Raw genomic sequence first — 21,800 nt, 5'->3', positions numbered from 1 at the left:
AGGTTACGCGGAGAGTACCTTTTCAAGCAGGCCAATATCGACGATCTGCCACATATCGTTTTGGGTCCTGACGTCCTTGAGTGTCCCGTCCGGCTCTAGGCCAACGCGGTCGGGATTGACGATGGCGGTATAGTTCATGCCTTTTGCCTGGCAGATTTTCGCGTAGCAGGTGTTCAGGCAGCTGGCCTGAAACAGTTCGATCATTCTGGTTCCTGTGCCTGAGGGGCAAAAGACGAGATTGGCAAGACCTGCTCCGTGCGGCGCAACGATAATGTCGGCATCGCGAAAGGCGAGCGCCTGGTCCTCTACGGAGAGCTCGGCCGGGGTGATGATCTCGAATCCACAGCTTGCCAGGAACTCGCAGACGGCGTCCTCGTTCACGACTCGCCTGACATCGCCGGCATCCAGCCGGGAGACATAGATCTTGCGGCCGCTTTGCTGCTGATCTTCCAGTCCTGCAGCAACCGCTTCGAACTCGGCCAGCATGGCCGGATGGGGCAAGTGGGCGAAGGTGCCGCCAGTCAGATTGCTGGTGATGCAGTCGCCGACATCGAGAACATCCTTGTAGTCCATTTCGATCACCCGCCCGTCGAACTCGATAAGAGCAAGGGTTTGCTGCCTCCAGCCGTTGAGGCTCGGGGTCGCGATCGTTACATCGAGATCCCCGCTATGCTTGCGAAATAGAAGAAGCGTAGAAAGCGCCTGAAGCATCCAATGATAATAGTTTTTGTACCAGCCATTACCGATCACCAGCGGCACGATCCCTTCCAGCCGCTGAACTTCGAATCCCTTGGGAACGATATCGTCGAACCGTGGAGGCTGAATGCCATGCAAGGTATCCTCAATATCGCCGTGCGGGCCCGACCTGATCGCTGCGCACCAACCGAGGATGTAGGAATCGCCAACATTGCGAAAGGTAATGTCAGGACTCGTGTATCCCGTCGGAAGTGAGCGACAAAACTCCTCGAACGTATCGTCCGTCTCCGCGTCCGCCGCAATTTCGAGACGTGGTAGCCAAGATTCAACCTGAAATTGCGGAATTTTGAAATTCATGAACGCGCCGCTGACATGGGGGTGGCCTCACTGAATTGGGTCAATACGCTAGAGTTTGTCGGGGAAAAGTGGAACCCGGTTTTCCCGAAAAGACAAACGAACACAAAAGAATCGAAAGGCTGCATCGTTCGATCTGAACCTGACTGACTCTAGAGAGCTTCGAGCATCTCTGGCTTCCCATTTTCTCTACCGCAATTTCGCCTTGAGATCCTCATCCGGAAAACATGTCGGCTTCAGCCCGTTCTTTGCCTGCCAGTCGCCCAGCGACCTACGGGTTTTGAAGCCGGCGAGGCCGTCTGGTTTGCCGACATCATAGTTCTTCTTCATCAGCGCCTGCTGCATGGCCTGCACATCGGAGCGCAGCATATGGCCAACATCGCCCCAGGGCGCCGAAAAGCCTTGCGCGCCATAGGCGATCCGGTCGGCGAGATTGCCGATGAACAGGGCGTAGAGATCGGAATTGTTATACTCCTTCAGCACATAAAAGTTCGGGGTCACCAGGAATTCCGGCCCATGCGTGCCGGCGGGCACCAACATCATGGTGGACGCCGATAGATCCTGTTTCGGAAAGGCCTTGCCGCCGACGCGGGCAATGCCGGTCGCAGCCCAGGCCGACATCGGCTTGGCGAGATCAGGTCCTTCCTGAGCACAGGAAACACTTGATGGGATCGTTACTTCGAAGCCCCAGTCGCGCCCGCGCTGCCATCCCTTCTGAACCAGGAAATTGGCCATGGACGCCAGGCTGTCAGGCACAGAGGTCCAGATATTGCGGTGGCCGTCACCGTCGAAATCCACTGCATATTGCAGGAAGCTCGACGGCATGAACTGCGGCTGGCCAAGGGCGCCGGCACTGGAACTCGTCATCACATCTGGCGTGACATCCTTGCCGTCGATGATGCGCAACGCATCGATCAACTCGCGGGTGAACAGGTCTTGTCGTGTCGACATGAAGGCGCTGGTGGCCAGCACATCGATCGCCTCGTAGGGCAGTTTCGCCTTGCCGTAGCCGGTTTCACGGCCCCAGAGCGCCAGCAGGATCGGCCCGGGAACGCCATATTTCGCCTCGATCTTTTTCAATGTCGAGGCATATTGCTCGGCAAGCGCCCGACCGCTGGCTGCCAGCGCCTGCATTCGCGCCTCGCGAAAATAGGGACCGGGCGAGGAAAATTCCGCCTGGCTCTGCGGACGCTGCTTTGGCGGAGGAAAGCCTGGTGGCGCCAGATCCGGCAGCGTCCAATTGAGCTTGGCCGTCTTCATGGTCGCGGTAAAAGTGGCTTGGGAAATGCCGGCCTTTTTCGCTTCCGGCCAGAGGGTCCGATTGACCCAGGTCTGGAACTGACTTTCGACATCCGCCTTGGTTGGCTCGGCCCGGGCCGGAGCGAGGCTCAGGAGCACGGCGGCCACGGCTGCAAGCAGAGTGCGATAAGGCTGCATACCATCAAAAAGGGCCATGTGGTCTCCCATTGAGCAACAATCTTAGATTGAGCGCCTCTAAAAACATCGTTTCGAATATTGAAGTCGGCACGAACTCTAGAGTTTTATTCTTGCGTTGGTGTCGTCACCCGAAAACCGGTTCCCACTTTCCGGGCGATGCTCTAAATCGCGGCTCAGATCACTGTGCGGGCGCGCAGTGCCGCCGACAGAGTGCCTTCGTCAAGATAGTCAAGCTCGCCGCCAACAGGCACCCCATGGGCAAGGCGGGTGATCTTGACGTCAAGACCGGCCAGATGATCGGTTATGTAATGAGCGGTGGTCTGGCCCTCAACGGTGGCATTGACCGCGATGATGATTTCACGCACGCCGCCAACGGCCACGCGGTCGATCAGCCCCTTGATGTTGAGATCATCGGGTCCGACGCCGTCTAGCGGCGACAGCGTGCCGCCGAGCACGTGATAGGCGGCATTCATCGCGCCGGCGCGTTCAAGGGCCCATAGGTCCGACACGTCTTCGACGACGATGATCATCGACTGGTCGCGCCTGACATCCGTGCAGACCGTGCAGGGATCGATGGTGTCGACATTGCCGCAGCAGGAGCAGATTTTTACCTTGGCATGGGCATCGCCCATGGCCGTCGCCAGCGGCCCCATCAATTGCTCACGCTTCTTGATCAGGTGTAGCGCCGCCCGGCGTGCCGAGCGCGGTCCCAATCCCGGTACTTTCGCCAGGAGCTGGATCAATTTTTCGATTTCGGGGCCGGTGACTCGCTTTGCCATGGCGTGTTCTTAGAGCATCGGGCGAAAAAGTGGAATCCGGTTTTTCGTTAACCCGGTGCGTCAAAAAAGAAGTAACCCTTGTTCGTGTGAAATGGAATTCCGCAAGGAGATGATCCGCATGAAAATCCTGAGCGTCTGTCGCGGCCAACCGCAGAGACTTGATGGCAGCAACACCAAGACCGGAATTGTCAAGGAACCGCTATCTGGCCCTGTCATGGTGGATGCCGAGGGCTTGGTCGGCGATGCTATTCTCAACCGCAAATATCATGGCGGCCCTGACCAAGCGATCTATCTTGAAGGAGCCCTCACCCTGCGATGGTGGGAGGAAGAGTTGGGCCGGCCAATTCCGCCTGGATTGTTTGGCGAAAACATTGTGATTGACGGACTTGATAACCGCGACCTCGCCGTTGGCGACCGGTTGATGCTGGGCGAGGTCCTGCTCGAAGTCACGGCGCCCCGCACTCCTTGCTCAACCTTCAATGCCCGCATGGAAGATAGGTTTTTTGCCAAACGTTACACCAAGGCCAAAAGGCCGGGCGGCTATTGCCGGGTCTTGCAGGGCGGTCTTGTCGAGACGGGGTTGAGGGTTGAACACCGCCTTGCCGCAAGCGACCGGCTGATGCTGGCCGAGCTCTTGGGCGTATCGTTTAAATCAATCGATCCGCAGCAGCGGGCGCGCTTCCTTGCAGCACCAATTGCGCAGCGGCTGAGGCAGCAAATCGGCGACCTGTTTTGAGACAAGATCACCGGCTTGATCTCGCTTTGCTCACAAAGGCTTGACAGTCTTGACGAATGCCAGGGGTGGAACAAAATTTTACGGCATGAATTCTAAGAAAGGCACGATCTCGCCTAAATTGTAACCTTAGGCTCGATCAGCAATTATCCATGAAGGAGAACACCATGTCATTGCTCGCTCCATCGAAGGCCGCACGGCTGTCCGCCGTAGCCCTCGCCGCTGCCATTGCCCTGCCGCTCGGCGCCACGGGCGCCAAGGCTGCCGTGCAGGTTGGCATGCTCACCTGCGAAATGAGTCCCGGCATCAGCGCCGTCGTCGGCTCCAGCCGCGACCTGACCTGCGAATTCAAGCCGACGAGTTCGGCCCCTGTCGAATATTACCAGGGAAAGCTCAGCAAGTTCGGCGTTGACCTCGGCTATGTCCAGGGCGGCAAGATGGCCTGGGCCGTTTACGCTCCCGGTCACCTCGTCGAAGGCGCATTGCAGGGCAGCTACGGCGGCACCAGCGCAAATGTGGCCGTCGGCTTTGGCGGCGCGGTCAATGTGCTGATGGGCGGTTTCGAAGGTTCGGTAGCGCTGCAGCCTATCGCGCTTGAAAGCACGCTCGGCATCAATCTCGGTGCAACGCTTGCTTCGTTGAAGCTTTCCTATATGCCGCCATCGACGCCGAAGTCGCTTGATAACGGCCCGCCGATCCGGCACGGCAAGCACTATCGCGGCTAATATTTATTGCTGATTTCTCCCCGGCGAAGGCCGGGGAGAAATCATACTTGCATTGCAGCGATCGCGGCTCACTTATTAGCCATCGCCGCCATGGCGTCGGGATAACGCCCGCCCGCCACTTTCTGCGGTGACAGCAGATCCCCCAGCGCCTTAGCCTCTTCGGCGCTCAAGCTGATATCCACGGCACCGACATTCTTTTCCAGATTGGCAATCTTGGTGGTCCCCGGGATTGGCACGATGAAATCGCCCAGCGCCAAAACCCAGGCCAGCGCCAGCTGGGCAGCCGTTGTGTTCTTAGATGCGGCCATGGCTTCCAAGGCTTCGATCAGCGCCAGATTGGCCTCGAAATTCTCTTGCTGGAAGCGCGGCAGACCTCGGCGAAAGTCGTTGTCAGACAGACCTTCCAGGTTCTTCAAGGCTCCGGTCAAAGCACCTCGTCCAAGCGGGCTGAAGGGCACAAAGCCGATGCCGAGTTCGCGGCACGTATCCAGCACACCATTTTCTTCGGGATCGCGCGTCCAGAGCGAATATTCGCTTTGAATGGCAGCAATCGGATGCACCGCATGGGCGCGGCGCAGGGTATCGGCGCTGGCCTCGGAAAGACCGAGCGCCCTCACCTTGCCTTCCCGTACCAGATCGGCCATGGCCCCTACGGTCTCTTCGATCGGCACCTGCGGATCCACGCGGTGCTGGTAAAAGAGGTCGATGACCTCGATGCCGAGCCGCTTCAATGAGGCCTCTGCCACCGCCTTGACATGTTCCGGCCGGCTGTCGAGACCGACCATGGCGCTCTGCGAGGATTTCGACGCGTCGATCTTGAAGCCGAACTTCGTGGCGATCACCACCTGATCGCGATAGGGCTTCAGGCCCTTGCCGACCAGGACTTCATTGGTAAAAGGGCCGTAGACCTCCGCCGTATCGAAGAAGGTGACGCCGAGTTCGACGGCCCGTGCCAGCGTGGCGAGCGAGGCGGATTCATCCGCCGATGGGCTATAGGCATGGCTCATACCCATGCAGCCAAGGCCGATGGCGGAAACGGAAAGCGTGGAGCCGAGTTTTCGTGTGTGCATGATGGATCTCCAGATCGAATTGGCTTGAGCAAAGATACAGCGCAGTGCTCAGAAGATAATGCATGCAATTGCGCGAGGACTGTTCTAACAAATAGAACAATGAATCGAATCCAATTGTCGCAACTGGCGGTGCTTGCCACCGTCGCCGAGACCGCCAGCTTTCGTAAGGCCGCGGAAGAACGGGGTATTGCTCCGTCGGCCGTCAGCCATGCGGTCTCGGCGCTTGAGGCAAGCCTTGGCGTGCGCCTACTCGCCCGCACCACCCGCAGCGTCGCGCCAACGCAGGAAGGACGGCAATTGCTGGAAAAGCTGGCGCCAGCGCTGGCCGATATCGGCATGGCACTGGACACGCTGACGGAAAACAAAACGCATCCGGCCGGTCCCTTGCGGATCACCCTGCCGCATCTTGCCGCCGAAGACCTGATCGTACCGAAGCTTGGCGCGTTTCTCGCACTTTATCCCGATATCCGGCTCGAACTGATCACCAATGATCTGTTCGAGGATATCGTCGAGAAGGGATTTCACGCGGGCCTGCGGCTGGGTGAGCATCTGGAAGCCGACATGGTGGCGGTCCGCGCGAGCGCACCCATTCGTGGCACCATCGTCGGCGCACCACAGTATTTCGAGCGCTATCCACCGCCGTACCATCCTCATGACCTGATGCAGCACCGCTGTATCCGCCGTCGGTTTTCCAGCGGTCGGATCTATCGATGGGAGTTGGAGCGGGACGGACAAGCCGTCGTGGTCGACGTGCCTGGTATCCTGACGCTTGCCGACCAGAGGTTGATCCGACTGGCCGCACTCGGCGGCGCTGGTCTCGCCTTCGTCTTCGATCAAAGGGTGGAGCAGGATGTGGCAGAAGGCCGGCTGGTGCGCGTACTTGAAGACTGGTGCCCACCCTTCGACGGCTTCCATATCTACTATCCGACCCGCCGGCAGATGCGCCCGGCGCTACGGGCTTTCGTAGACTTTTTCCGGTACCGCAGTTGATGCATCATCGCCCGCGGACAACCGCGATCATGGCGGGAGTGGCTTGGCCACGACCGCCACTGTTATAATCATGCACGGTCAGTTTGCCTTTGGCGATCCTGGCGATGACGCGGGTGCATAAGACCTCTGGCGAAAGCTGGACGCCCGCCGCCCGCATGATCGCATCGGCGCTATGGCGCTCGGACGGATTGGAGCGATAGTCGGCCTCGCAAGTCTTGATGACGTGCTGCACCAGACCTGGACTGCCTTCGAGCGCGGTACGGGTGGCCTCGAATTTTTCCGGCGTCATGTCACAACCGCCAAGCAGCAGCAGTCCGGCGGCAAGAATGCCGCGTTTTCCCGTTACAAAATGCATGGTCCTATCGGCCCTGGATGACTTTGATGACCTCAGGCGGCGGAGCGTCGCTGGTTATCGTCTTCCTGTAATCCTCATAGGTCAGCCGACCAGATACAAGCCCGTTCATCAGCCGCGAACAAATGACATAGGGCATCTTATCAGGGGTGGTGTTGGCCACCAACGCCACATTTCTGATCGTCTTTGGAGACATCTTTGACTCATGCAATTCGCATTCCGCCACCGCCTTCTGACGCAGCTTCGGGCTACCTTCGAATGCGGTTTTCATGGCCATATAGCGCTCCTGTGACATGGCGCAGCCGGACAGCAATGCAATAGTGGCAAGAGCCGAAATCGTCTTGGTGATTTTCATATTTTTGCCCCACGTTTTCCCCGGGCCATTGGTAGGCCCGGGGCACGACAAAGGCAATAGAAATTTTCACGCTAAGCTGTTATATTTACGTCATGATTTCAAATCTCGCGCGTCTCTGTGGCGCCATGGCTTTGGCCGTGCGCGGCGGAGCAAAACGCTCCGTCATGCTTCAGCGCCAGCCTCTGTCAGTCGGGCCATTTGCTCCGGCGACAGAACAAGCGTTCCTGCCTTGATCATCGCCTCGAGCTGCGACAGGCTCGTGGCAGAGGCAATCGGTGCTGTAATGCCTGGCCGGGCCGCGACCCAGGCAATGGCCACGGTCGCCGGCGTCGTGCCGGTTTCAGCTGCGACCGCATCGAGCGCGTCGAGAATGCGAAAGCCCTTGTCATTCATGTAGTCATTGACCCGGTAGGATCGCGCCTTGCCCGCGCTGTCTTCAGGCTGACGGTATTTGCCGGTGAGGAAGCCTGCGGCGAGTGCGTAATAGCTGATCACGCCGATCTCTTCGCGGATGCAGAGATTGGCCAGCGGACCTTCGAACCGATTGCGGCTATAGAGATTGTATTCCGGTTGGATCACGTCATAGCGCGGCAAGCCGGCCTTGGCTGCGGCGTCAAACGAGGCCTGCAACTGATCGGCATCGAAATTCGAGCAGCCGAGAGAACGGATCTTGCCCTGTTCCTTCAGCCGGGCATAGGCGCCCAGCGTTTCCTCATGCGGCGTGTCCTTGTCGAAGGTATGGGACAGGTAGAGATCGATATAATCGGTCTGCAGTCGCTTGAGCGAATTTTCCACCTCTTCGATAATCCATTTGGCCGACAGATCAGGCTTGCCCTGGCCCATATCCATGCCGACCTTGGTGACAATCACCGCCTTGTCACGGCTGATATGGCCGCGCTTCAGCCATTTGCCGATCACCGTCTCGGATTCGCCACCGGAATGGCCATCGATCCAGCGCGAATAGACATCCGCGGTATCGATGGCATTGTAACCGGCGTCGAAGAAGGCATCGAGCAGCTTGAAGGATGTGGCTTCATCCGCGGTCCAGCCGAAGACGTTGCCGCCAAACACGACCGGGGCGATAGCAAGGCCCGAGCGACCAAGATTGCGTTTCTGCATGGTTGATCTCCAAAGTTCTAAAAATGGAAAAAGTGAAAAGAAACTAACGTTTGCGATCCCGATGGCAACCGGCCACCATTCACATTCCCGGGACAGAACCTGCCGCATTCACGCATCTCCGGACGGGAAACCGGTTTCCACTTTCCCAGGAAATGCTCTATATCCCCTGTGCTTAAGAATGGTTTTGCGGAGGAAACTATGCTGCGATTTGGAATCTTGTCCACGGCGAAGATCGGCCGGGAACTGGTCGTTCCCGCCATTCAGGATGCGGAAGGTGCCGTCGTCACGGCCATTGCCAGCCGCGACTTGGACAGGGCCCGCGCCATGGCCGACCGGTTTTCCGTGCCTCACGCCTTCGGCTCCTACGAGGAGATGCTGGCTTCCGACGTGATCGACGCCGTCTATATTCCGCTGCCGACCGCCCAGCACGTGGAATGGAGCATCAAGGCCGCCGATGCCGGCAAGCATGTTCTCTGCGAAAAACCGATTGCCTTGAAAGCGCAGGAGATCGACAGCCTGATCGCCGCGCGCGACCTTAACAAGGTGCTGGTTTCGGAAGCCTTCATGGTGACCTATACGCCCGTCTGGCATAAGGTGCGGGCGCTTCTTGCCGAAGGTGCCATAGGCCGGCTGAGGCATGTGCAGGGCTCGTTTACCTATTTCAACCGCGATCCCGGCAACATGCGCAATATCCCGGAGCTTGGCGGCGGAGCACTGCCAGATATCGGCGTCTATCCGACCATCACCACCCGGTTCGTCACCGGGCAGGAGCCTGTACGGGTGCAGGCCGTGACGGAGCGTGATCCGGAGTTCGGCACCGATATCTATTCCAGCGTCAAAGCCGATTTCGGCTCTTTCGAGATGAGCTTCTACATCGCAACCCAGATGGCAGCACGCCAGACCATGGTGTTTCACGGCACCGAAGGTTTCATCGAGGTGAAGTCACCGTTCAATGCGGACCGCTGGGGCGCCGAAGAGGTGGAGTTGACGACGCGCAACCATCAGGAATCGCGCATTTTCCGCTTTCCCGATAGTCGCCAGTACCGGCTGGAGGTCGAGGCCTTCGCGAAGGCCGCCGCGGGTGAGGTGAGCGAAGTGGTAACCCTCGAAAACTCCCGCGCCAACCAGCGCTTCATCGACGCCATCTACCGGGCCAGCGAAAAGGATGGCTGGGAACCGGTTTGACCCTGCGGCTCAGCGTCGAAATACGAAGCGGGAATAGCCGAAGAAGCTGAAGGCCATGGCTGATGCCGAGGCGAAGACCAGGGCCGCGTAGGGATTGAGGGCCGGGACTGCAAGCAGCAGCCCGGCATAAAGCCCGTAGTTGACGAGCGACGAGACCAGGCCGACGGAACCGTAGCGAAAGCCTTCCAGGGCAAGACCGTGGCGAGACGCGCCGAAGGTGACGGCGCGGTTGAGTTGCCAGGTACAGATCAGCGCAATGGCGATTGCCAGCGCCCGCGCTGCTAGAGGTCCAAGCGGCGTCACGGATAACAACAGCCATAGCATACCGGCATCTATCAGAAACCCGGCAGCGCCGACCAAGGCGAAGCGCAGTAGCCTTTTCATGCCGCATCCACGGACAGAGGCTCGGTTCTCGGATCGCGTTCGGCCGTTACAGCATGGTGATCGCGGAAGGCCGGCAGAGCGATGTAGGAGAGCCGCAGATGCTCGGCCCGCGCCCGCGATAGCGAATCGAGGATCAGCCCGGCGGTCAGCAAAAGCTGGCTCATCAACAGCAGCGCCACAGAAAGCACCCAGGTCGGCAGGCGCGATACAAGGCCCGTCTTGAAATATTCGGCAAGGACTGGCGCCATCAAGCCGAGGCTAACCGCCAGCACCAGGCCGGCAAGAGCGCTGAACACCGCGAAGGGCCGTGTCTCCTTGGCCAGCATTGCAAACATCCAAAGAATCTTTGCCCCATCGCGCAATGTCGACAGCTTGGAATGAGAGCCTTCCGGACGACGGCCGTAATCCAATTCCAGCTCGACGACGGGCAACTTCAGCCGCGAGGCGTGCACCGACATTTCCGTCTCGATCTCGAACCCGGCCGAGACAGCCGGAAAGGTTTTGACGAAGCGGCGCGAGAAGGCTCGATAGCCGGAAAAGATGTCGGTGAAGCCGGGTCCGAACAAAAACCGATAGAGGCCATTGAACAGCCGATTGCCCAGCGCATGCCCCTGACGACCGGCATCTTGGCGCACATTGCGGCGGGTGGCGACCACCATGTCGGCGCGCTCGTCCAGAAGCGCGCGGATTAAGGCGCCAGCGTCCATCGGATCATAAGTTCCATCGCCATCGGCCATGACGTAGAGATCGGCCTCGATATCGGCAAACATTCGGCGCACGACATGGCCCTTGCCCTGGCGGCGCTCCTGCAGCACCTCGGCGCCAGCCAACATGGCGGCAAGCGGCGTGCCGTCGGTGGAATTGTTATCGTAGACATAAATCCGCGCCTGCGGCAGGACCGAGCGAAAGCCCCGCACCACCGAAGCTATCGTGCCGGCTTCATTGTAACAGGGAATGAGGACCGCCACGTCCGGTGTTGATGTCTCGCCCATGAACTTACTCGATACGCTGTCCGGGCAGCCAAAACGCGGCTCCGTCAAGATTTTACTATTTCTTGATAAGGTTAAGGCTAGGTTTCGCCAGCGCTAAATTCTAGACGCGCACCTATCTGCGGGTAGGTCTTCTCGTTTCATCCCGGACAGATCATGACCGCAGAGCCCGTTTCTTCCGCGCCTTCCGCGACGTCTGCATCAAGTGGCGTCCGCCCGTTCGCAGTGATGATCGGCTATTGCCTTCTGGTCGTGATCGGCCTGTGCGCCGGCAGCCTTCCCTTTGCCACTGATTATGTCGGCGCAGACAATGACGATGCCATGCGGCTTGTCGAGGTGCGCGACTATCTCTCCGGCCAAGGGTGGTTCGACATGATGCAGTATCGGCTGGGGCTTTTACCCGGCACGCTGATGCATTGGTCGCGGCTGATCGACTGGCCGATAGCCACCTTGATCCGCCTGGCTGGGCTATGGTTTCCACAACAGGCAGCAGAGGCGATTGCGCTGGCGATCTGGCCGCTTGCCTGGACCGTGCCGGTACTCTTGTCATCAGGTTACGCTGGGCTCCGGCTTGGCGGGCGGGTCGCGATGCATATCGTGCTCGGCCTGACGGCGCTTTATCTGCTGGCATCCAACCGGTTCCTGCCCGGCGCCATTGATCACCATAACGTTCAGATCGCGATCATTGTTTTTCTCACTGCCATTCTGGCAACGGCTCGTACCTGGCCATGGTTCGGCCTCGCAGGAATAGCCGCAGCGCTGGCCTTAGCGATTGGCGCCGAAACGACGCCGCTGATTGCCGTGGCTTGCGTAATCGTCGCCCTGCTCTGGGCTTATCATGGCGCGTCGATGCGTGCCTGCGCCATGGCCTATTGCCTCAGCCTGGCGCTGATGGTGACGCTGCTGTTTGCGGCAACCGTTCCGCAGCAATCCTATCGGGTTGTGACCTGCGACAACCTGTCTTTCGGTTACTATTCGCTGACGGCCATCGGTGGCGGGCTGCTGTTTTCCGCCGCCGCCTTTGCCAGCCGGCTCGTAATTGGCCTGCGATTTGTTCTGCTGGCAGTAATCGGCGGCAGCGTCGGCCTCTCCGCTCTCATTCTGGCGCCGCAATGCCTCGGCAACCCACTCTCCAATCTCGACCCGATGCTGGTGACGCTCTGGCTGGACAATGTCGGCGAGGCCCGTTCCGTGTTTGCCGTGGCGCGCCAGGAACCCGGGACGGTCGCCGGCTTCTACGTCGTCGGCGTGATCGGCCTTATCGTCTGTGGTGCCAGGATCTGGCGCCGGGAACAGGTCGAAGCGCATCTGGTCTTCGGTCTGCTTTTGGCAACGAGCTTTGCGGTTGCCTTGATCCAAGTGCGCGGCGCCATGTTTTCCAACCTCATTACGATCCTGCCGCTGGCGCTGCTGATCGCTGATCTTCGCAAGAGAACGCAGAGGCCCGCAGCAGGCATCAAGGAAAGCCTTGTCTATATCGCTGCCATTCTCGTGTCGGTACCGTCCCTCTGGGCTGTCGTGGGGACGGCAATCGTGCAGGGTTCGCTGCGACTGAAGCCGCAGATTGCCAGCGGAACGGGTTCGACAGCGGGCTCAAGCCCAGCATCAGGTGTCAATTGCGCGACGCCGCAGGCTCTGGCACCGCTTGCAGCGCTACCGCCAGCAACCGTTGCCGCATCCTCGGAACTCGGAACCGCCATACTGCGCTTCACCCATCATCGGGTGCTAACGGCGCCTTATCACCGCAACCAGGCTGGCATGTTGACGGAGCTGCATATTGGCCTGTCGATCCCCGAGGATGCCCGTGCATTTCTGGCTGGGGCCAAAGCTGGACTGGTTGCTTTTTGCCCCTCCGATCCGCAGACCCGGGAATTGATCCAGCTGAAGCCTGATGGCCTGTACGGGGCGCTCGATCGAGGCAATCTGCCGGATTATCTGGAATTGTTAGCGAGCGGTACCGAGACAGGCCTTTGGGTCTACCGCGTCAAATAAGACTGGAGCAAGCGGCAAAGCCCGGTCGCTTCAGGCGATCTTGCGGCTGGACAGGGCGAGCGACACCATCAGGCAATCAATCAGGCCAACATTATAGGCGATCAGTGCCGTCAGCAGGTCCATGGCCGACATGGCAGGCGTCATGGCCAACATAAAGAGCCCGGCCACCAACAACACCAGCGACACGGCGACGATGGCCGTGATGCTTCTGGTGGCTCCGGTGACGATGCCGATGGTCATGGCGATGAGAAAGGTCATGGACGGTGTTCCGTAGGACGAACTATCTTTGCCTGACATTCTGCCACCCGAGGGTTAACGATTGACCTATAGCGACAGGTTTTAACCGGCATGAGTCGGCTGATTTTCCGAAAAAGAGATGCGTTTTTTCGTAAGCTTGAGTAAAACCGGCCATGGCCAATTTCTTCAGCGACGACCAACCCAGCAATCTGACCGAATTTTCCGTTTCGGAACTATCCGGCTCGATCAAGCGCACGATCGAGACAGCCTTCGATCAGGTGCGGGTGCGCGGCGAAATCTCCGGTTTTCGTGGCCAACACTCCTCCGGCCATGCCTATTTTTCGCTGAAGGACGACAAGGCGCGGATCGATGCGGTCATCTGGAAAGGGTCTTTTTCCAAGCTGAAATACCGGCCCGAAGAGGGGATGGAAGTTATCGCCACCGGCCGAATCACCACCTTCCCGGGGTCGAGCAAGTACCAGATCGTCATAGAGCAGATGGAGCCGGCAGGGGCTGGCGCGCTGATGGCGCTGATCGAGGAGCGCAAGCGCCGCTTTACCGCTGAAGGCCTGTTCGATCCGTCCCGCAAGCGGCCTTTGCCCTTCATGCCTAAAGTGATCGGTGTCGTCACCTCGCCGACCGGCGCCGTTATCCGCGATATCCTGCACCGGATATCGGATCGGTTTCCGGTCCATGTCCTGGTCTGGCCCGTGAAAGTGCAGGGCGAAGGCTCCGGTGACGAGGTCGCCAACGCCATCAACGGCTTCAACGCGCTGCAGCCGGGCGGCGCCATGCCTCGGCCGGACGTGCTGATCGTAGCGCGCGGCGGCGGCAGCCTGGAAGATCTCTGGAGTTTCAACGACGAGGCTGTAGTCCGGGCCGCTGCGGAGAGCACCATTCCGCTGATTTCCGCTGTGGGCCACGAGACGGACTGGACACTGATCGACTACGCAGCAGACGTGCGCGCGCCAACGCCGACCGGGGCCGCCGAAATGGCCGTTCCCGTCAAGGCGGATCTCGAGGCGCAGATGGCAGGCCTTGCCGCGCGCCTTTCCGGTGCCGCCAGCCGACAGATGGACCAACGCCGGCAGAACTTGCGCGCGCTTGCCCGCGCCCTGCCCTCGCTCGACCAATTGCTCGCCTTGCCGCGCCGGCGGTTCGACGAGGCTGCAAGCGCCCTTGGCCGCAGCCTCGAACTCAATACGATGGCGAAACGGCGCATCTTCGAGCGCGCTGCCGCAAAACTCTCGCCCGATATGCTGGTGCGCCGGCTGGTGGAAAGCCGGCAGCGTGTCAGTGAGCGCGCCGCACTGGCCGAACGCATCGTCGAACGGCTGATCGAGCGGCAGAAGGCACGTCTTGGGCGGATCGACGCAACCTTGACCTCCATGCCGGGACGGCTGACGGCACAGACCGCGCGGCTCGCGGATCGGCTGGAAAGCCTATCGCGGCGTGCTGACAGTGCCGTCGTCAACGATCTGCGCCGTGCCCGTTCGGCGCTCACCGCCCATGACCGGATGTTGCAGTCACTGTCTTACAAGAATGTGCTGATGCGCGGTTATGCCGTGATTCGCGACGAGATGGACCGGCCGGTCTCGCGAGCCGCAGATCTCAGCGAGGGGCGCGCCGTGGCCATCGAATTTGCCGATGGCCGGATCGCAGCGGTCACCGGAGGCGATGTGACCGCCGCGCTCGGAACCGGTGACGAGGCTCACGCGAGCCAGACCGCACGCAAATCTGCAGCGAGCCCGTCCGTAAAACCGGCAGCAACTGGCAAATCAGCCAAAAAGTCAGACCCGCCGGCCGGACAAGGTAGCCTTTTCTAACCGTTAAGCACCATTTTCAGCGTCCGAATGACCGCCGAAAACCCAGGAAACCCTCAAAAAGAATAATCAGTGATTAAGAAGTGGTTACAAGGTGTTGCCGCAGATCGCGCCGGTCGTCATCCGACCCCTAATCCAATAAATTCAAAGATTTGTTTGACATTCCGGTCTCAGCCGTCTATCTATTGGTCATCGATATTTGCTTGCTGAGCTTTGGTTACCGCGTGATTAGCACCACGCCCTGAACGAACCTTCCTTTCAAAAATCGCTATCATCATCCGCAATGCGTCGCATTGTGGTTTCTCAATATGCTATGAAAGGGTTCATCATGACCACTGGCACAGTTAAATGGTTTAATTCCACCAAGGGCTTCGGCTTCATTCAGCCTGACAACGGCGGCCCGGATGCATTCGTGCACATTTCCGCTGTCGAGCGCGCTGGTATGCGCGAAATCGTAGAAGGTCAGAAGATCTCCTACGACATGGAACGCGACAACAAGTCCGGCAAGATGTCGGCCTGCAACCTTCAGGCTGCTTAATATATCGGGTTCTGCTTTCCTTTGACCACGGATGTACTGGCACTGTCGAAAGCATGATCCAACCGAGGTCAGGCAAGTTTGCCTGGCCTTTTTTATTATCTGTCGCAGGTAACCCTATTGCTTGCGATAAGATGAAGGCGCCTTTGTCGTGGACTTCCAGAGTCATGCTCTATTGAGCACTCATATGATCCTGCAAGTCCCCCACCCGAATGCATCATTCCTTAGATCGATAACGCTTTAAGGTATGATGCAAGAGGCGCATGTCGACCGGTCTTGTGCTTGGACGCCTGCCAGAAGCGGGCCGCGACAGACGAGACCACAGCAACGACGCCAACGTCCCGGCATCCATGCCAATCACCCGGCATGGCCAATGACGGTGCGTCGAATGCGCAGAACGGTAGCGTCGAGGATGCTACCGCAGCTATCACAGCGTTATCCGCGCGCCACGCCTGGCATGCGACGCTGCCGCCCAGAAAGGCGAAATCATGACGGAAATCTACAGCAAGTCGCGTCAGCAGGCGGAAATCGCCTTCGGTAAGGAGCAGTCCCAGTTTTTTGCCAAGGCGCGCGCCGCCGAAGAGCAGGATTCGATTGCCATGGCCCGCAACGAAAAGACGTCGCGCCTACGCGAAGCCCGGCTTGCAAAGGAATCGATGGCAGGGACTTCGCAGTCGCATGCCGGAGAGGACAAGGCGGACGCACAAGTGGCGTCCGAACCGGCACCGAAAGCCTGAGAGGCTCGAAGCCTCGACAGCTTGACACCACGGCATGACACCGTCGCGCGCTTCATCAAACGCACATACGATGGTGTAACACTCCAATCTACCGAAGAACGTCCTCTGATCGATCTCGATCAAAGGAATGACACGGTGGGCAGACACCCTCAATCTGGATCTACTCTTTGAAAAACAATCGTAAAAACGAAATCGTCGACCGTCGCGGCAATGCTGCCGATGCCAAGGCTGCCCTGCTCCAGGCCTATAAGGCTGCGCAGGAAGCGTCCGAGCCGACCCGCCTTGCGCGCCAAGCCGAGCGCTTGGCAATTGCGGAAGCCCGCGAAGCGCGCCGTGTCGAACGCGAACAGGCAAAGCTCGAGGAGCAGGAACGCATCCGCACCGAGACAGCCGAGCGCGAGGCCGCCATTGCGGCGCTTGCGACAGCCGAAGCCGACGCCCGCGAGGCCAACGAAAAGGCACGGATTTCCCGCCTGCTCGAAGACGAAGCGACCCGCAAGGCACAGCGCGATCTGCGATATGCCAACCGCAAGGCGCGGCAGGGCTGAGCGCTATCTGCACAACTCCTCAAGTCGCAGTCGATTTGGGGAGAAATTATGCAGCACATTTAAAGTGTTACAGCAACTTATGGCGTTTGGTAAAACGCATGACGCTGTAACAAGAACCCGCACTGATGTGCGGGTTCAAAGCGGTATTCGACAGACAGAAAACGGCGGAGCATGGCTCCGCCGTTTTCGTGTTTATTTACGCCCATTCGCCCTTGCGCATGACGGGCACCGTCGTGCCATCGGCTTTGACACCGTCGATGTCGACCTTGTCGGAGCCGATCATCCAGTCGATGTGAATCAGCGAGGAATTGCCGCCCTGGGCTTTGATCTGCTCAGGCGTCAAGGAAGCGCCGTCAAGGAAGCATTTCGAATAGCATTGGCCGAGCGCAATATGGCAGGAAGCGTTTTCGTCAAACAGCGTGTTGTAGAACAGGATGCCCGAAGCCGAAATCGGCGAGGAATGCGGCACCAGCGCCACTTCACCAAGCCGCCTTGCACCCTCATCGGTGTCGAGCACCTTGTTCAGCACTTCTTCACCGCGCGAGGCCTTGGCTTCGACGATCCGGCCGGCTTCGAACCGTACCTGGATGTTATCAATCAGCGTGCCCTGATGCGAAAGCGGCTTAGTCGAGGACACCGTACCCTCCACCTTCAGCGCATGTGGCGTCGTGAAGACTTCTTCCGTCGGGATATTCGGATTGCAGGTAATGCCGTTCTTGGCGGTGGAAGCACCTCCGTGCCACTCATGGCCGTCGGCTAAGCCAACCGTCAGATCCGTGCCGGGACCTGTGAAATGCAGGGAGGAAAATCGCTCCCCGTTTAGCCAGGCCGACCGCTTTGCAAGCTCACCGTTATGAGCCGCCCAGGCAGCTACCGGATCAGGCTCGTTGACGCGCGAGGCGGCAAAGATCGCCTCTGCAAGCTTTTTGACGGCTTCATCGAGCGGCAGGTCCGGGAAGACCTGGGCGGCCCAGGATGGATTGGGAAAAGAAGAGATGTTCCAGTTGATGTCGAAATTGGAAATCGGCTCCAGGGCGGGTTTATAGGCCATTGAATTGGCCTTGTTGGCGCGCGCCACCTTGGCCGGATCCTGACCGGCGAGCAGCATAGGATTGTCGCCGGAAATAGCCAGTCGTGCCGCCCCGCCGGCGTAGGCCTTTGCCATGCCTTCATACAGCCAGCCTGCGGCACGGTCGAAGCTGGCATCCGCGCCGTTGACGTAGCGGGCAAGCGTCGCTTCCTCATCGGCGTAGAAGGTGGTGACGATACCAGCACCTGCCTGATAGGCGTGGCGGGTAATAGCCCGCACCAGCGACAAGGCGTTTAGCGGCGCGGTAATGACCAGATCCTGACCCGGCACGAGCCGCAGGCCGACCTTCACGGCCACTTCCGCCAGCTTGTCGAGCTTGACCGGATCGATGGAATGAGAAAAATCGGGCAGAGTCATGGGTGGTATCCTGGTTTTTAAAGCGGAAGACACGGGATTGCAGCAACGGTGACAGCAAATCGCCGCTCGTCAAGAAATAGGCTTTTCTGGACGAAAATGAAGTGGAAACACTCTTACGCTCTGTTCAAGACTGATCGGCCACGGCAGCGATCAGGCTATCACCGCTGCGGCGACGGCGTTGAGCGCTGCCTGTGCCGCTTTCGGTTCCAGCCGCACCTGCAGCCCGCGCTGACCACCGTTGATATATATGTGCGGCTCGTCAAGGGCCGAGATCTCGATGACGGTCGGCACCACTTTCTTCTGGCCGAAGGGGCTGATGCCGCCAACGACGAAACCGGTCAGCTTTTCGGCGATCGCCGGCTTCATCATCGCAGCATGTTTGCCGCCCACTGCAGCCGCCAGCTTTTTCATGCTGACTTCCTGATCGGAGGGCAGCACAACGCATACAGGCTTACCATCCACTTCGGCCATCAGGGTCTTCAGCACCCGGCGCGGCTCTTCGCCAATGGCTTCCGCCGCCTGAAGGCCGATCCGCTCGGCACTAGGATCGTAGTCATAGTGATGGACGCTGAAGGCAAGGCCCGCCTTTTCCATGGCTAGCGTCGCGCGCGTGGATTTCGACATGGCGGCCTCAGTTGGAAAACATCGCCTGATACTGATCCGGCTTGAAGCCGACCTGGAGCTCGCCGTCCCTGTCCAGGACAGGACGCTTGATCATGGAAGGTTGCGCCAGCATCAGATCGAGTGCCTTTTGCTCGGTGAGATCGGCACGCGCCTCCTCCGGGAGCTTCTTGAAGGTCGTTCCGGCCCGGTTCAGCAGCACTTCCCAGCCGACCTTGCCTGCCCAGGATTCGAGCTTGTCGCGATCAATGCCCTTCGTCTTGTAATCATGAAAGGCATAGTCGATTTCGGCCGCTTCCAGCCAGGTGCGGGCCTTCTTCATAGTGTCGCAGTTCTTGATGCCGTAAAGCGTGATCGTCATGGATAGGGTCCGTTTCTCACTGCTCCCATGCCTATCAAAAAATCCAGCGCTTGCAAGCTCAGGCCACCTCGCTGACCGGCTCCGGCGGATAAAGCTCAACCGGGAAGGCGCGGTGAGCATCGGTTGGTTTCGAGTAAAACAAATGTTTCGAGCTCACCCGGTTTCATCAGTAGTTCCTTAAAGATTTCGGCCTAGCTTTTCCCCCGGTGACGCGGCGGACCTTAAAGCCCAGCCCGTTGCTTAAGATCGACGAGCAGGACCAGGCAACGTTTCGACGGGACCTTCCGACGCCCAAGGTGAAGCCATAGCGGACATGGATGAAGCCATATCCGCTCGACCAGTGTGACCATGATGGATATTGCATCAATGACCAAAGACGGTGTTGCGCTTTCCACGGCGCCTGCCGCACCGGCGTTTCCCGTTGAACGAACGATCCGCCTCGGGGCCGCTCATGACGATAGTGACCAAATCGGCTTGCTGTTTTCAAGCCCGCAGCGCCAGCCACCGAGCGAAGAGATTCCACAGCTCTCGCCTGAGATGATCGAGGACCTCGCCGAGATCAAGGCCCAAGCCCCGCCGGAGGAAAGCCGGTTGCCGGCCAGCTGGCTGGACGCGATGACGGCAGGCGAAGACAAGGCAGGCCCTGTGATCGAGCGTGCCACGTCCTATCTTTCCGACGACAATGGCCTTTACCGCATGTTCCTGGCGGATGTCGCCTGATCGATAGACAAGCGCCGTTTTGCCGATCCGTTCATTGATCCATGCGGTGTGGTGTTCGGGCCCGGGCCCGGATTTCGTCGAATGTCAGATCCTGAAGCAGACGTCCATTTTCCCATACGGGTTGGAGATAGTTGGTGCGCCGCCCAAGGCTGTCCAAGGCAACGGAGGCCAGCTCTCCGCCTTCAAGTACGACGGCGCGGCGGCCAGGTTCAGGCATACGCTCTTGCAAGGTGACGGGACGGCGGGAAATATCGCGCCACTTGCCCTGGCCATCCATGATGGCGCTACATTTCATCGTAAAGGAATAGGTGGAGCGGCTGACCTTCTGCAATTGCGAGGCGCCGATACCAAAGGAAATGTTTTCGGCCGAAAAGCCCATCGCCTCGAGCCGGCCGAGGATCATGGTGATGTCGCGCAGAGAGACGCCATCGGCCTGCAGCACCCGCACCTTGTCGTCCAACACCTTGTAACCCTTGCCGTTCAGACGTGTGCCGAACTGATAGGCGAGCTGCGCCACGGTCTGCACGGGCACATCGATAGGGTCGCCGCTATCGGGCCGCACGATCAGCATGCCAGGCTTGGAGCGAACCTTCTGCTGCAGGGTCTTGCCCCAGATTTCTGAAAGCGCATTGTGAATGTCATAGCTGTCGGAGACGACGGAATAGGCGGGATAATCGCCGAAGCGGTCAACCATATTGGCGAAGGACTGCGCTTCCTGGTCCTGGCCCCAGGCAATCATTGTCGTATGTTCTGAAGCCGGCACCGAAAAGCCGGCCATCTCGGCACCGTAATAGCGGCGGGCATAGAGCACGGCCTCAAGCGTATCGGTATTGTCGAAATGCAGGAGATTGGCGACACCGCCAAGGCCAGCTTGTTCCAGACTGGAGGCGCCACGCGCGCCATACTCGAATAGCCGTGAAGCAATGATATCGGCAGGCTCGTCGCAGCTTTTGTCCAGGAAGGGCTTTAGCGTCTGCTTGACGTGGCGCAGCGAACTGGCAACCGTCGACGGATACCAGACCGCCCGCAAAAGCGCCGTCTCGACATAGGAGGTGAGCCAGAAGCAGGCTGGATCAGTATTTACGATTTGCACGACAGGCACGCCGCGATGAACGAAACTACCTTCCGGCAGGGCCTCGATCCTGAGCGGCAGGAAGCCGCCATGGGCGGTGAGAATGTAATGCCAGCCATCGCGATCGAAAGGCTGGCCGTGGAGGGCTGCTATCTCCTGCGCCTCCTCGATATCGGCCTTGGTTATCGGGCGCGACAAATATTCCTTAAGGAACATCTGGAGACCGAAGAACACGATTTCGGGCTGCATCGATGCGCCGCGCGTGGTGATATAGCCGCTGACAGCCTGGGTGCCGGGTGGATATTGCAGAAAATGCCCCAGCTTGTAACTGTCTGTATTCAGGATCGGATTGACACGGCTCATCAGCTACTCACGACAGGTTGCGATTACCGACAGCATTGTGACGTCAGGGCCGAAATGCTGTCGTATTTTTTAAACTGCATAATGCCCGGAACCTGATCCGGTTCAAGGTGAAGATTTTTTCCGGGTACCTGTCGGCCGGTTTCGCCGAGGCTCAGGGTCGTTCGGCCACCGATCCG

Annotated in this window: 24 protein-coding genes; 10 read left to right on the top strand and 14 right to left on the bottom strand. The window is 59.1% G+C overall.

The genetic code is table 11. From position 1 onward, the window contains the following. Nucleotides 1-3 precede the first annotated feature (3 nt). From BJF91_RS05500 to recR, 3 genes are all read right to left on the bottom strand, one after another. The gene (locus BJF91_RS05500; RefSeq protein ID WP_075613494.1) at nucleotides 4-1,053 is read right to left on the bottom strand and encodes a glycosyltransferase family 61 protein; all 1,050 of its coding nucleotides are present in this window, start codon (nucleotides 1,051-1,053) and stop codon (nucleotides 4-6) included. Nucleotides 1,054-1,239: 186 nt separating this feature from the next. Then, a complete protein-coding gene (locus tag BJF91_RS05495; RefSeq protein WP_234801553.1) occupies nucleotides 1,240-2,505 on the bottom strand; it encodes a lytic murein transglycosylase in 1,266 nt (421 codons plus the stop codon). 155 nt (nucleotides 2,506-2,660) lie between these two features. After that, nucleotides 2,661-3,266: a recombination mediator RecR gene (gene recR / locus BJF91_RS05490; protein WP_075613493.1), complete on the bottom strand. Its 606-nt coding sequence runs from the start codon at nucleotides 3,264-3,266 to the stop codon at nucleotides 2,661-2,663. A gap of 118 nt (nucleotides 3,267-3,384) precedes the next feature. Here recR and BJF91_RS05485 point away from each other — a divergent pair, with 118 nt between their 5' ends. Both BJF91_RS05485 and BJF91_RS05480 read left to right on the top strand, forming a co-directional pair. Continuing rightward, complete coding sequence (locus BJF91_RS05485) at nucleotides 3,385-4,002, top strand: MOSC domain-containing protein (RefSeq protein WP_075613812.1); 618 nt, start codon at nucleotides 3,385-3,387, stop codon at nucleotides 4,000-4,002. A 164-nt stretch (nucleotides 4,003-4,166) separates the two neighbouring features. Then, nucleotides 4,167-4,724, top strand: a complete 558-nt coding sequence (locus tag BJF91_RS05480) for a DUF992 domain-containing protein (protein WP_075613492.1) — start codon at nucleotides 4,167-4,169, stop codon at nucleotides 4,722-4,724. A gap of 68 nt (nucleotides 4,725-4,792) precedes the next feature. Here the strand turns inward: BJF91_RS05480 and BJF91_RS05475 are convergent, their stop codons facing one another. Next, nucleotides 4,793-5,794: an aldo/keto reductase gene (locus BJF91_RS05475; protein WP_075613491.1), complete on the bottom strand. Its 1,002-nt coding sequence runs from the start codon at nucleotides 5,792-5,794 to the stop codon at nucleotides 4,793-4,795. Nucleotides 5,795-5,893: 99 nt separating this feature from the next. Between BJF91_RS05475 and BJF91_RS05470 the strand changes: the two genes are divergently transcribed. Further along, on the top strand, nucleotides 5,894-6,784 hold the full coding sequence (locus BJF91_RS05470) for a LysR family transcriptional regulator (protein ID WP_075613490.1): 891 nt from the start codon (nucleotides 5,894-5,896) through the stop codon (nucleotides 6,782-6,784). 4 nt (nucleotides 6,785-6,788) lie between these two features. Here the strand turns inward: BJF91_RS05470 and BJF91_RS05465 are convergent, their stop codons facing one another. The 3 genes from BJF91_RS05465 to BJF91_RS05455 form a co-directional block, all read right to left on the bottom strand. Then, nucleotides 6,789-7,139: a hypothetical protein gene (locus tag BJF91_RS05465; RefSeq protein ID WP_075613489.1), complete on the bottom strand. Its 351-nt coding sequence runs from the start codon at nucleotides 7,137-7,139 to the stop codon at nucleotides 6,789-6,791. Nucleotides 7,140-7,143: 4 nt separating this feature from the next. Further along, on the bottom strand, nucleotides 7,144-7,491 hold the full coding sequence (locus BJF91_RS05460) for a hypothetical protein (RefSeq protein ID WP_075613488.1): 348 nt from the start codon (nucleotides 7,489-7,491) through the stop codon (nucleotides 7,144-7,146). Between the two features lie 162 nt (nucleotides 7,492-7,653). Beyond that, on the bottom strand, nucleotides 7,654-8,610 hold the full coding sequence (locus BJF91_RS05455) for an aldo/keto reductase (RefSeq protein WP_075613487.1): 957 nt from the start codon (nucleotides 8,608-8,610) through the stop codon (nucleotides 7,654-7,656). Nucleotides 8,611-8,808: 198 nt separating this feature from the next. Here BJF91_RS05455 and BJF91_RS05450 point away from each other — a divergent pair, with 198 nt between their 5' ends. Beyond that, complete coding sequence (locus BJF91_RS05450; RefSeq protein WP_075613486.1) at nucleotides 8,809-9,795, top strand: Gfo/Idh/MocA family protein; 987 nt, start codon at nucleotides 8,809-8,811, stop codon at nucleotides 9,793-9,795. Nucleotides 9,796-9,804: 9 nt separating this feature from the next. On the opposite strand, the gene BJF91_RS05445 is transcribed toward BJF91_RS05450, so the two are convergent. Both BJF91_RS05445 and BJF91_RS05440 read right to left on the bottom strand, forming a co-directional pair. Further along, the gene (locus BJF91_RS05445; RefSeq protein ID WP_075613485.1) at nucleotides 9,805-10,179 is read right to left on the bottom strand and encodes a GtrA family protein; all 375 of its coding nucleotides are present in this window, start codon (nucleotides 10,177-10,179) and stop codon (nucleotides 9,805-9,807) included. Then, nucleotides 10,176-11,171, bottom strand: coding sequence for a glycosyltransferase (locus BJF91_RS05440; RefSeq protein WP_075613484.1), 996 nt, complete (start codon nucleotides 11,169-11,171; stop codon nucleotides 10,176-10,178). Before BJF91_RS05440 ends, BJF91_RS05445 begins: the two co-directional genes overlap by 4 nt. 150 nt (nucleotides 11,172-11,321) lie before the next feature. Between BJF91_RS05440 and BJF91_RS05435 the strand changes: the two genes are divergently transcribed. Next, nucleotides 11,322-13,160, top strand: coding sequence for a hypothetical protein (locus BJF91_RS05435; RefSeq protein ID WP_139310593.1), 1,839 nt, complete (start codon nucleotides 11,322-11,324; stop codon nucleotides 13,158-13,160). 30 nt (nucleotides 13,161-13,190) lie between these two features. Here BJF91_RS05435 and BJF91_RS05430 read toward each other — a convergent pair whose 3' ends face one another. Beyond that, nucleotides 13,191-13,418 (bottom strand): hypothetical protein, encoded by a 228-nt coding sequence (locus BJF91_RS05430; RefSeq protein WP_075613482.1) that lies wholly within the window; start codon nucleotides 13,416-13,418, stop codon nucleotides 13,191-13,193. Between the two features lie 152 nt (nucleotides 13,419-13,570). Here BJF91_RS05430 and xseA point away from each other — a divergent pair, with 152 nt between their 5' ends. The 4 genes from xseA (at nucleotide 13,571) to BJF91_RS05410 (ending at nucleotide 17,040) form a co-directional block, all read left to right on the top strand. Beyond that, the gene (xseA, locus tag BJF91_RS05425) at nucleotides 13,571-15,223 is read left to right on the top strand and encodes an exodeoxyribonuclease VII large subunit (RefSeq protein ID WP_075613481.1); all 1,653 of its coding nucleotides are present in this window, start codon (nucleotides 13,571-13,573) and stop codon (nucleotides 15,221-15,223) included. A gap of 325 nt (nucleotides 15,224-15,548) precedes the next feature. After that, on the top strand, nucleotides 15,549-15,758 hold the full coding sequence (locus BJF91_RS05420; protein WP_075613811.1) for a cold-shock protein: 210 nt from the start codon (nucleotides 15,549-15,551) through the stop codon (nucleotides 15,756-15,758). 485 nt (nucleotides 15,759-16,243) lie between these two features. Next, nucleotides 16,244-16,492: a hypothetical protein gene (locus BJF91_RS05415; RefSeq protein ID WP_075613480.1), complete on the top strand. Its 249-nt coding sequence runs from the start codon at nucleotides 16,244-16,246 to the stop codon at nucleotides 16,490-16,492. 167 nt (nucleotides 16,493-16,659) lie between these two features. Then, nucleotides 16,660-17,040, top strand: a complete 381-nt coding sequence (locus BJF91_RS05410; RefSeq protein WP_075613479.1) for a DUF6481 family protein — start codon at nucleotides 16,660-16,662, stop codon at nucleotides 17,038-17,040. 196 nt (nucleotides 17,041-17,236) lie between these two features. On the opposite strand, the gene BJF91_RS05405 is transcribed toward BJF91_RS05410, so the two are convergent. The 3 genes from BJF91_RS05405 to BJF91_RS05395 form a co-directional block, all read right to left on the bottom strand. Next, nucleotides 17,237-18,487 carry an aminopeptidase gene (locus BJF91_RS05405; protein ID WP_075613478.1) on the bottom strand — a complete coding sequence of 417 codons (1,251 nt, stop codon included), beginning with the start codon at nucleotides 18,485-18,487 and terminating at the stop codon, nucleotides 17,237-17,239. 150 nt (nucleotides 18,488-18,637) lie between these two features. Then, the gene (gene ybaK, locus BJF91_RS05400) at nucleotides 18,638-19,111 is read right to left on the bottom strand and encodes a Cys-tRNA(Pro) deacylase (protein WP_075613477.1); all 474 of its coding nucleotides are present in this window, start codon (nucleotides 19,109-19,111) and stop codon (nucleotides 18,638-18,640) included. A gap of 7 nt (nucleotides 19,112-19,118) precedes the next feature. Next, a complete protein-coding gene (locus BJF91_RS05395) occupies nucleotides 19,119-19,469 on the bottom strand; it encodes an ArsC family reductase (RefSeq protein ID WP_075613476.1) in 351 nt (116 codons plus the stop codon). A 366-nt stretch (nucleotides 19,470-19,835) separates the two neighbouring features. On the opposite strand from BJF91_RS05395, the gene BJF91_RS05390 reads away from it, so the two are divergent. Then, a complete protein-coding gene (locus BJF91_RS05390; protein ID WP_139310592.1) occupies nucleotides 19,836-20,189 on the top strand; it encodes a hypothetical protein in 354 nt (117 codons plus the stop codon). Between the two features lie 31 nt (nucleotides 20,190-20,220). Here the strand turns inward: BJF91_RS05390 and BJF91_RS05385 are convergent, their stop codons facing one another. Next, nucleotides 20,221-21,624, bottom strand: a complete 1,404-nt coding sequence (locus tag BJF91_RS05385) for a nicotinate phosphoribosyltransferase (protein ID WP_075613474.1) — start codon at nucleotides 21,622-21,624, stop codon at nucleotides 20,221-20,223. Nucleotides 21,625-21,800 lie beyond the last annotated feature (176 nt).

Origin of the sequence: Gillisella taibaishanensis (assembly GCF_001938985.1) — a bacterium.
Lineage (GTDB): Bacteria > Pseudomonadota > Alphaproteobacteria > Rhizobiales > Rhizobiaceae > Allorhizobium > Allorhizobium taibaishanense.
The sequence above is the reverse complement of the archived record's forward strand: the minus strand, read 5'-3'. Positions and strand labels throughout refer to the sequence as shown.

Bases quoted from the DNA above. Each gene is read 5' to 3' on its own strand.
- BJF91_RS05420 (WP_075613811.1), top strand. From the start codon at position 15,549: ATGACCACTGGCACAGTTAAATGGTTTAATTCCACCAAGGGCTTCGGC.
- BJF91_RS05415 (WP_075613480.1), top strand. From the start codon at position 16,244: ATGACGGAAATCTACAGCAAGTCGCGTCAGCAGGCGGAAATCGCCTTC.
- BJF91_RS05385 (WP_075613474.1), bottom strand. From the start codon at position 21,624: ATGAGCCGTGTCAATCCGATCCTGAATACAGACAGTTACAAGCTGGGG.
- BJF91_RS05395 (WP_075613476.1), bottom strand. From the start codon at position 19,469: ATGACGATCACGCTTTACGGCATCAAGAACTGCGACACTATGAAGAAG.
- BJF91_RS05500 (WP_075613494.1), bottom strand. From the start codon at position 1,053: ATGAATTTCAAAATTCCGCAATTTCAGGTTGAATCTTGGCTACCACGT.
- BJF91_RS05445 (WP_075613485.1), bottom strand. From the start codon at position 10,179: ATGAAAAGGCTACTGCGCTTCGCCTTGGTCGGCGCTGCCGGGTTTCTG.
- BJF91_RS05390 (WP_139310592.1), top strand. From the start codon at position 19,836: ATGACCAAAGACGGTGTTGCGCTTTCCACGGCGCCTGCCGCACCGGCG.
- BJF91_RS05450 (WP_075613486.1), top strand. From the start codon at position 8,809: ATGCTGCGATTTGGAATCTTGTCCACGGCGAAGATCGGCCGGGAACTG.
- BJF91_RS05465 (WP_075613489.1), bottom strand. From the start codon at position 7,139: ATGCATTTTGTAACGGGAAAACGCGGCATTCTTGCCGCCGGACTGCTG.
- BJF91_RS05440 (WP_075613484.1), bottom strand. From the start codon at position 11,171: ATGGGCGAGACATCAACACCGGACGTGGCGGTCCTCATTCCCTGTTAC.
- BJF91_RS05495 (WP_234801553.1), bottom strand. From the start codon at position 2,505: ATGGCCCTTTTTGATGGTATGCAGCCTTATCGCACTCTGCTTGCAGCC.
- xseA (WP_075613481.1), top strand. From the start codon at position 13,571: ATGGCCAATTTCTTCAGCGACGACCAACCCAGCAATCTGACCGAATTT.
- BJF91_RS05405 (WP_075613478.1), bottom strand. From the start codon at position 18,487: ATGACTCTGCCCGATTTTTCTCATTCCATCGATCCGGTCAAGCTCGAC.
- BJF91_RS05460 (WP_075613488.1), bottom strand. From the start codon at position 7,491: ATGAAAATCACCAAGACGATTTCGGCTCTTGCCACTATTGCATTGCTG.
- BJF91_RS05475 (WP_075613491.1), bottom strand. From the start codon at position 5,794: ATGCACACACGAAAACTCGGCTCCACGCTTTCCGTTTCCGCCATCGGC.
- BJF91_RS05470 (WP_075613490.1), top strand. From the start codon at position 5,894: ATGAATCGAATCCAATTGTCGCAACTGGCGGTGCTTGCCACCGTCGCC.
- ybaK (WP_075613477.1), bottom strand. From the start codon at position 19,111: ATGTCGAAATCCACGCGCGCGACGCTAGCCATGGAAAAGGCGGGCCTT.
- BJF91_RS05480 (WP_075613492.1), top strand. From the start codon at position 4,167: ATGTCATTGCTCGCTCCATCGAAGGCCGCACGGCTGTCCGCCGTAGCC.
- BJF91_RS05485 (WP_075613812.1), top strand. From the start codon at position 3,385: ATGAAAATCCTGAGCGTCTGTCGCGGCCAACCGCAGAGACTTGATGGC.
- BJF91_RS05455 (WP_075613487.1), bottom strand. From the start codon at position 8,610: ATGCAGAAACGCAATCTTGGTCGCTCGGGCCTTGCTATCGCCCCGGTC.
- recR (WP_075613493.1), bottom strand. From the start codon at position 3,266: ATGGCAAAGCGAGTCACCGGCCCCGAAATCGAAAAATTGATCCAGCTC.
- BJF91_RS05430 (WP_075613482.1), bottom strand. From the start codon at position 13,418: ATGACCTTTCTCATCGCCATGACCATCGGCATCGTCACCGGAGCCACC.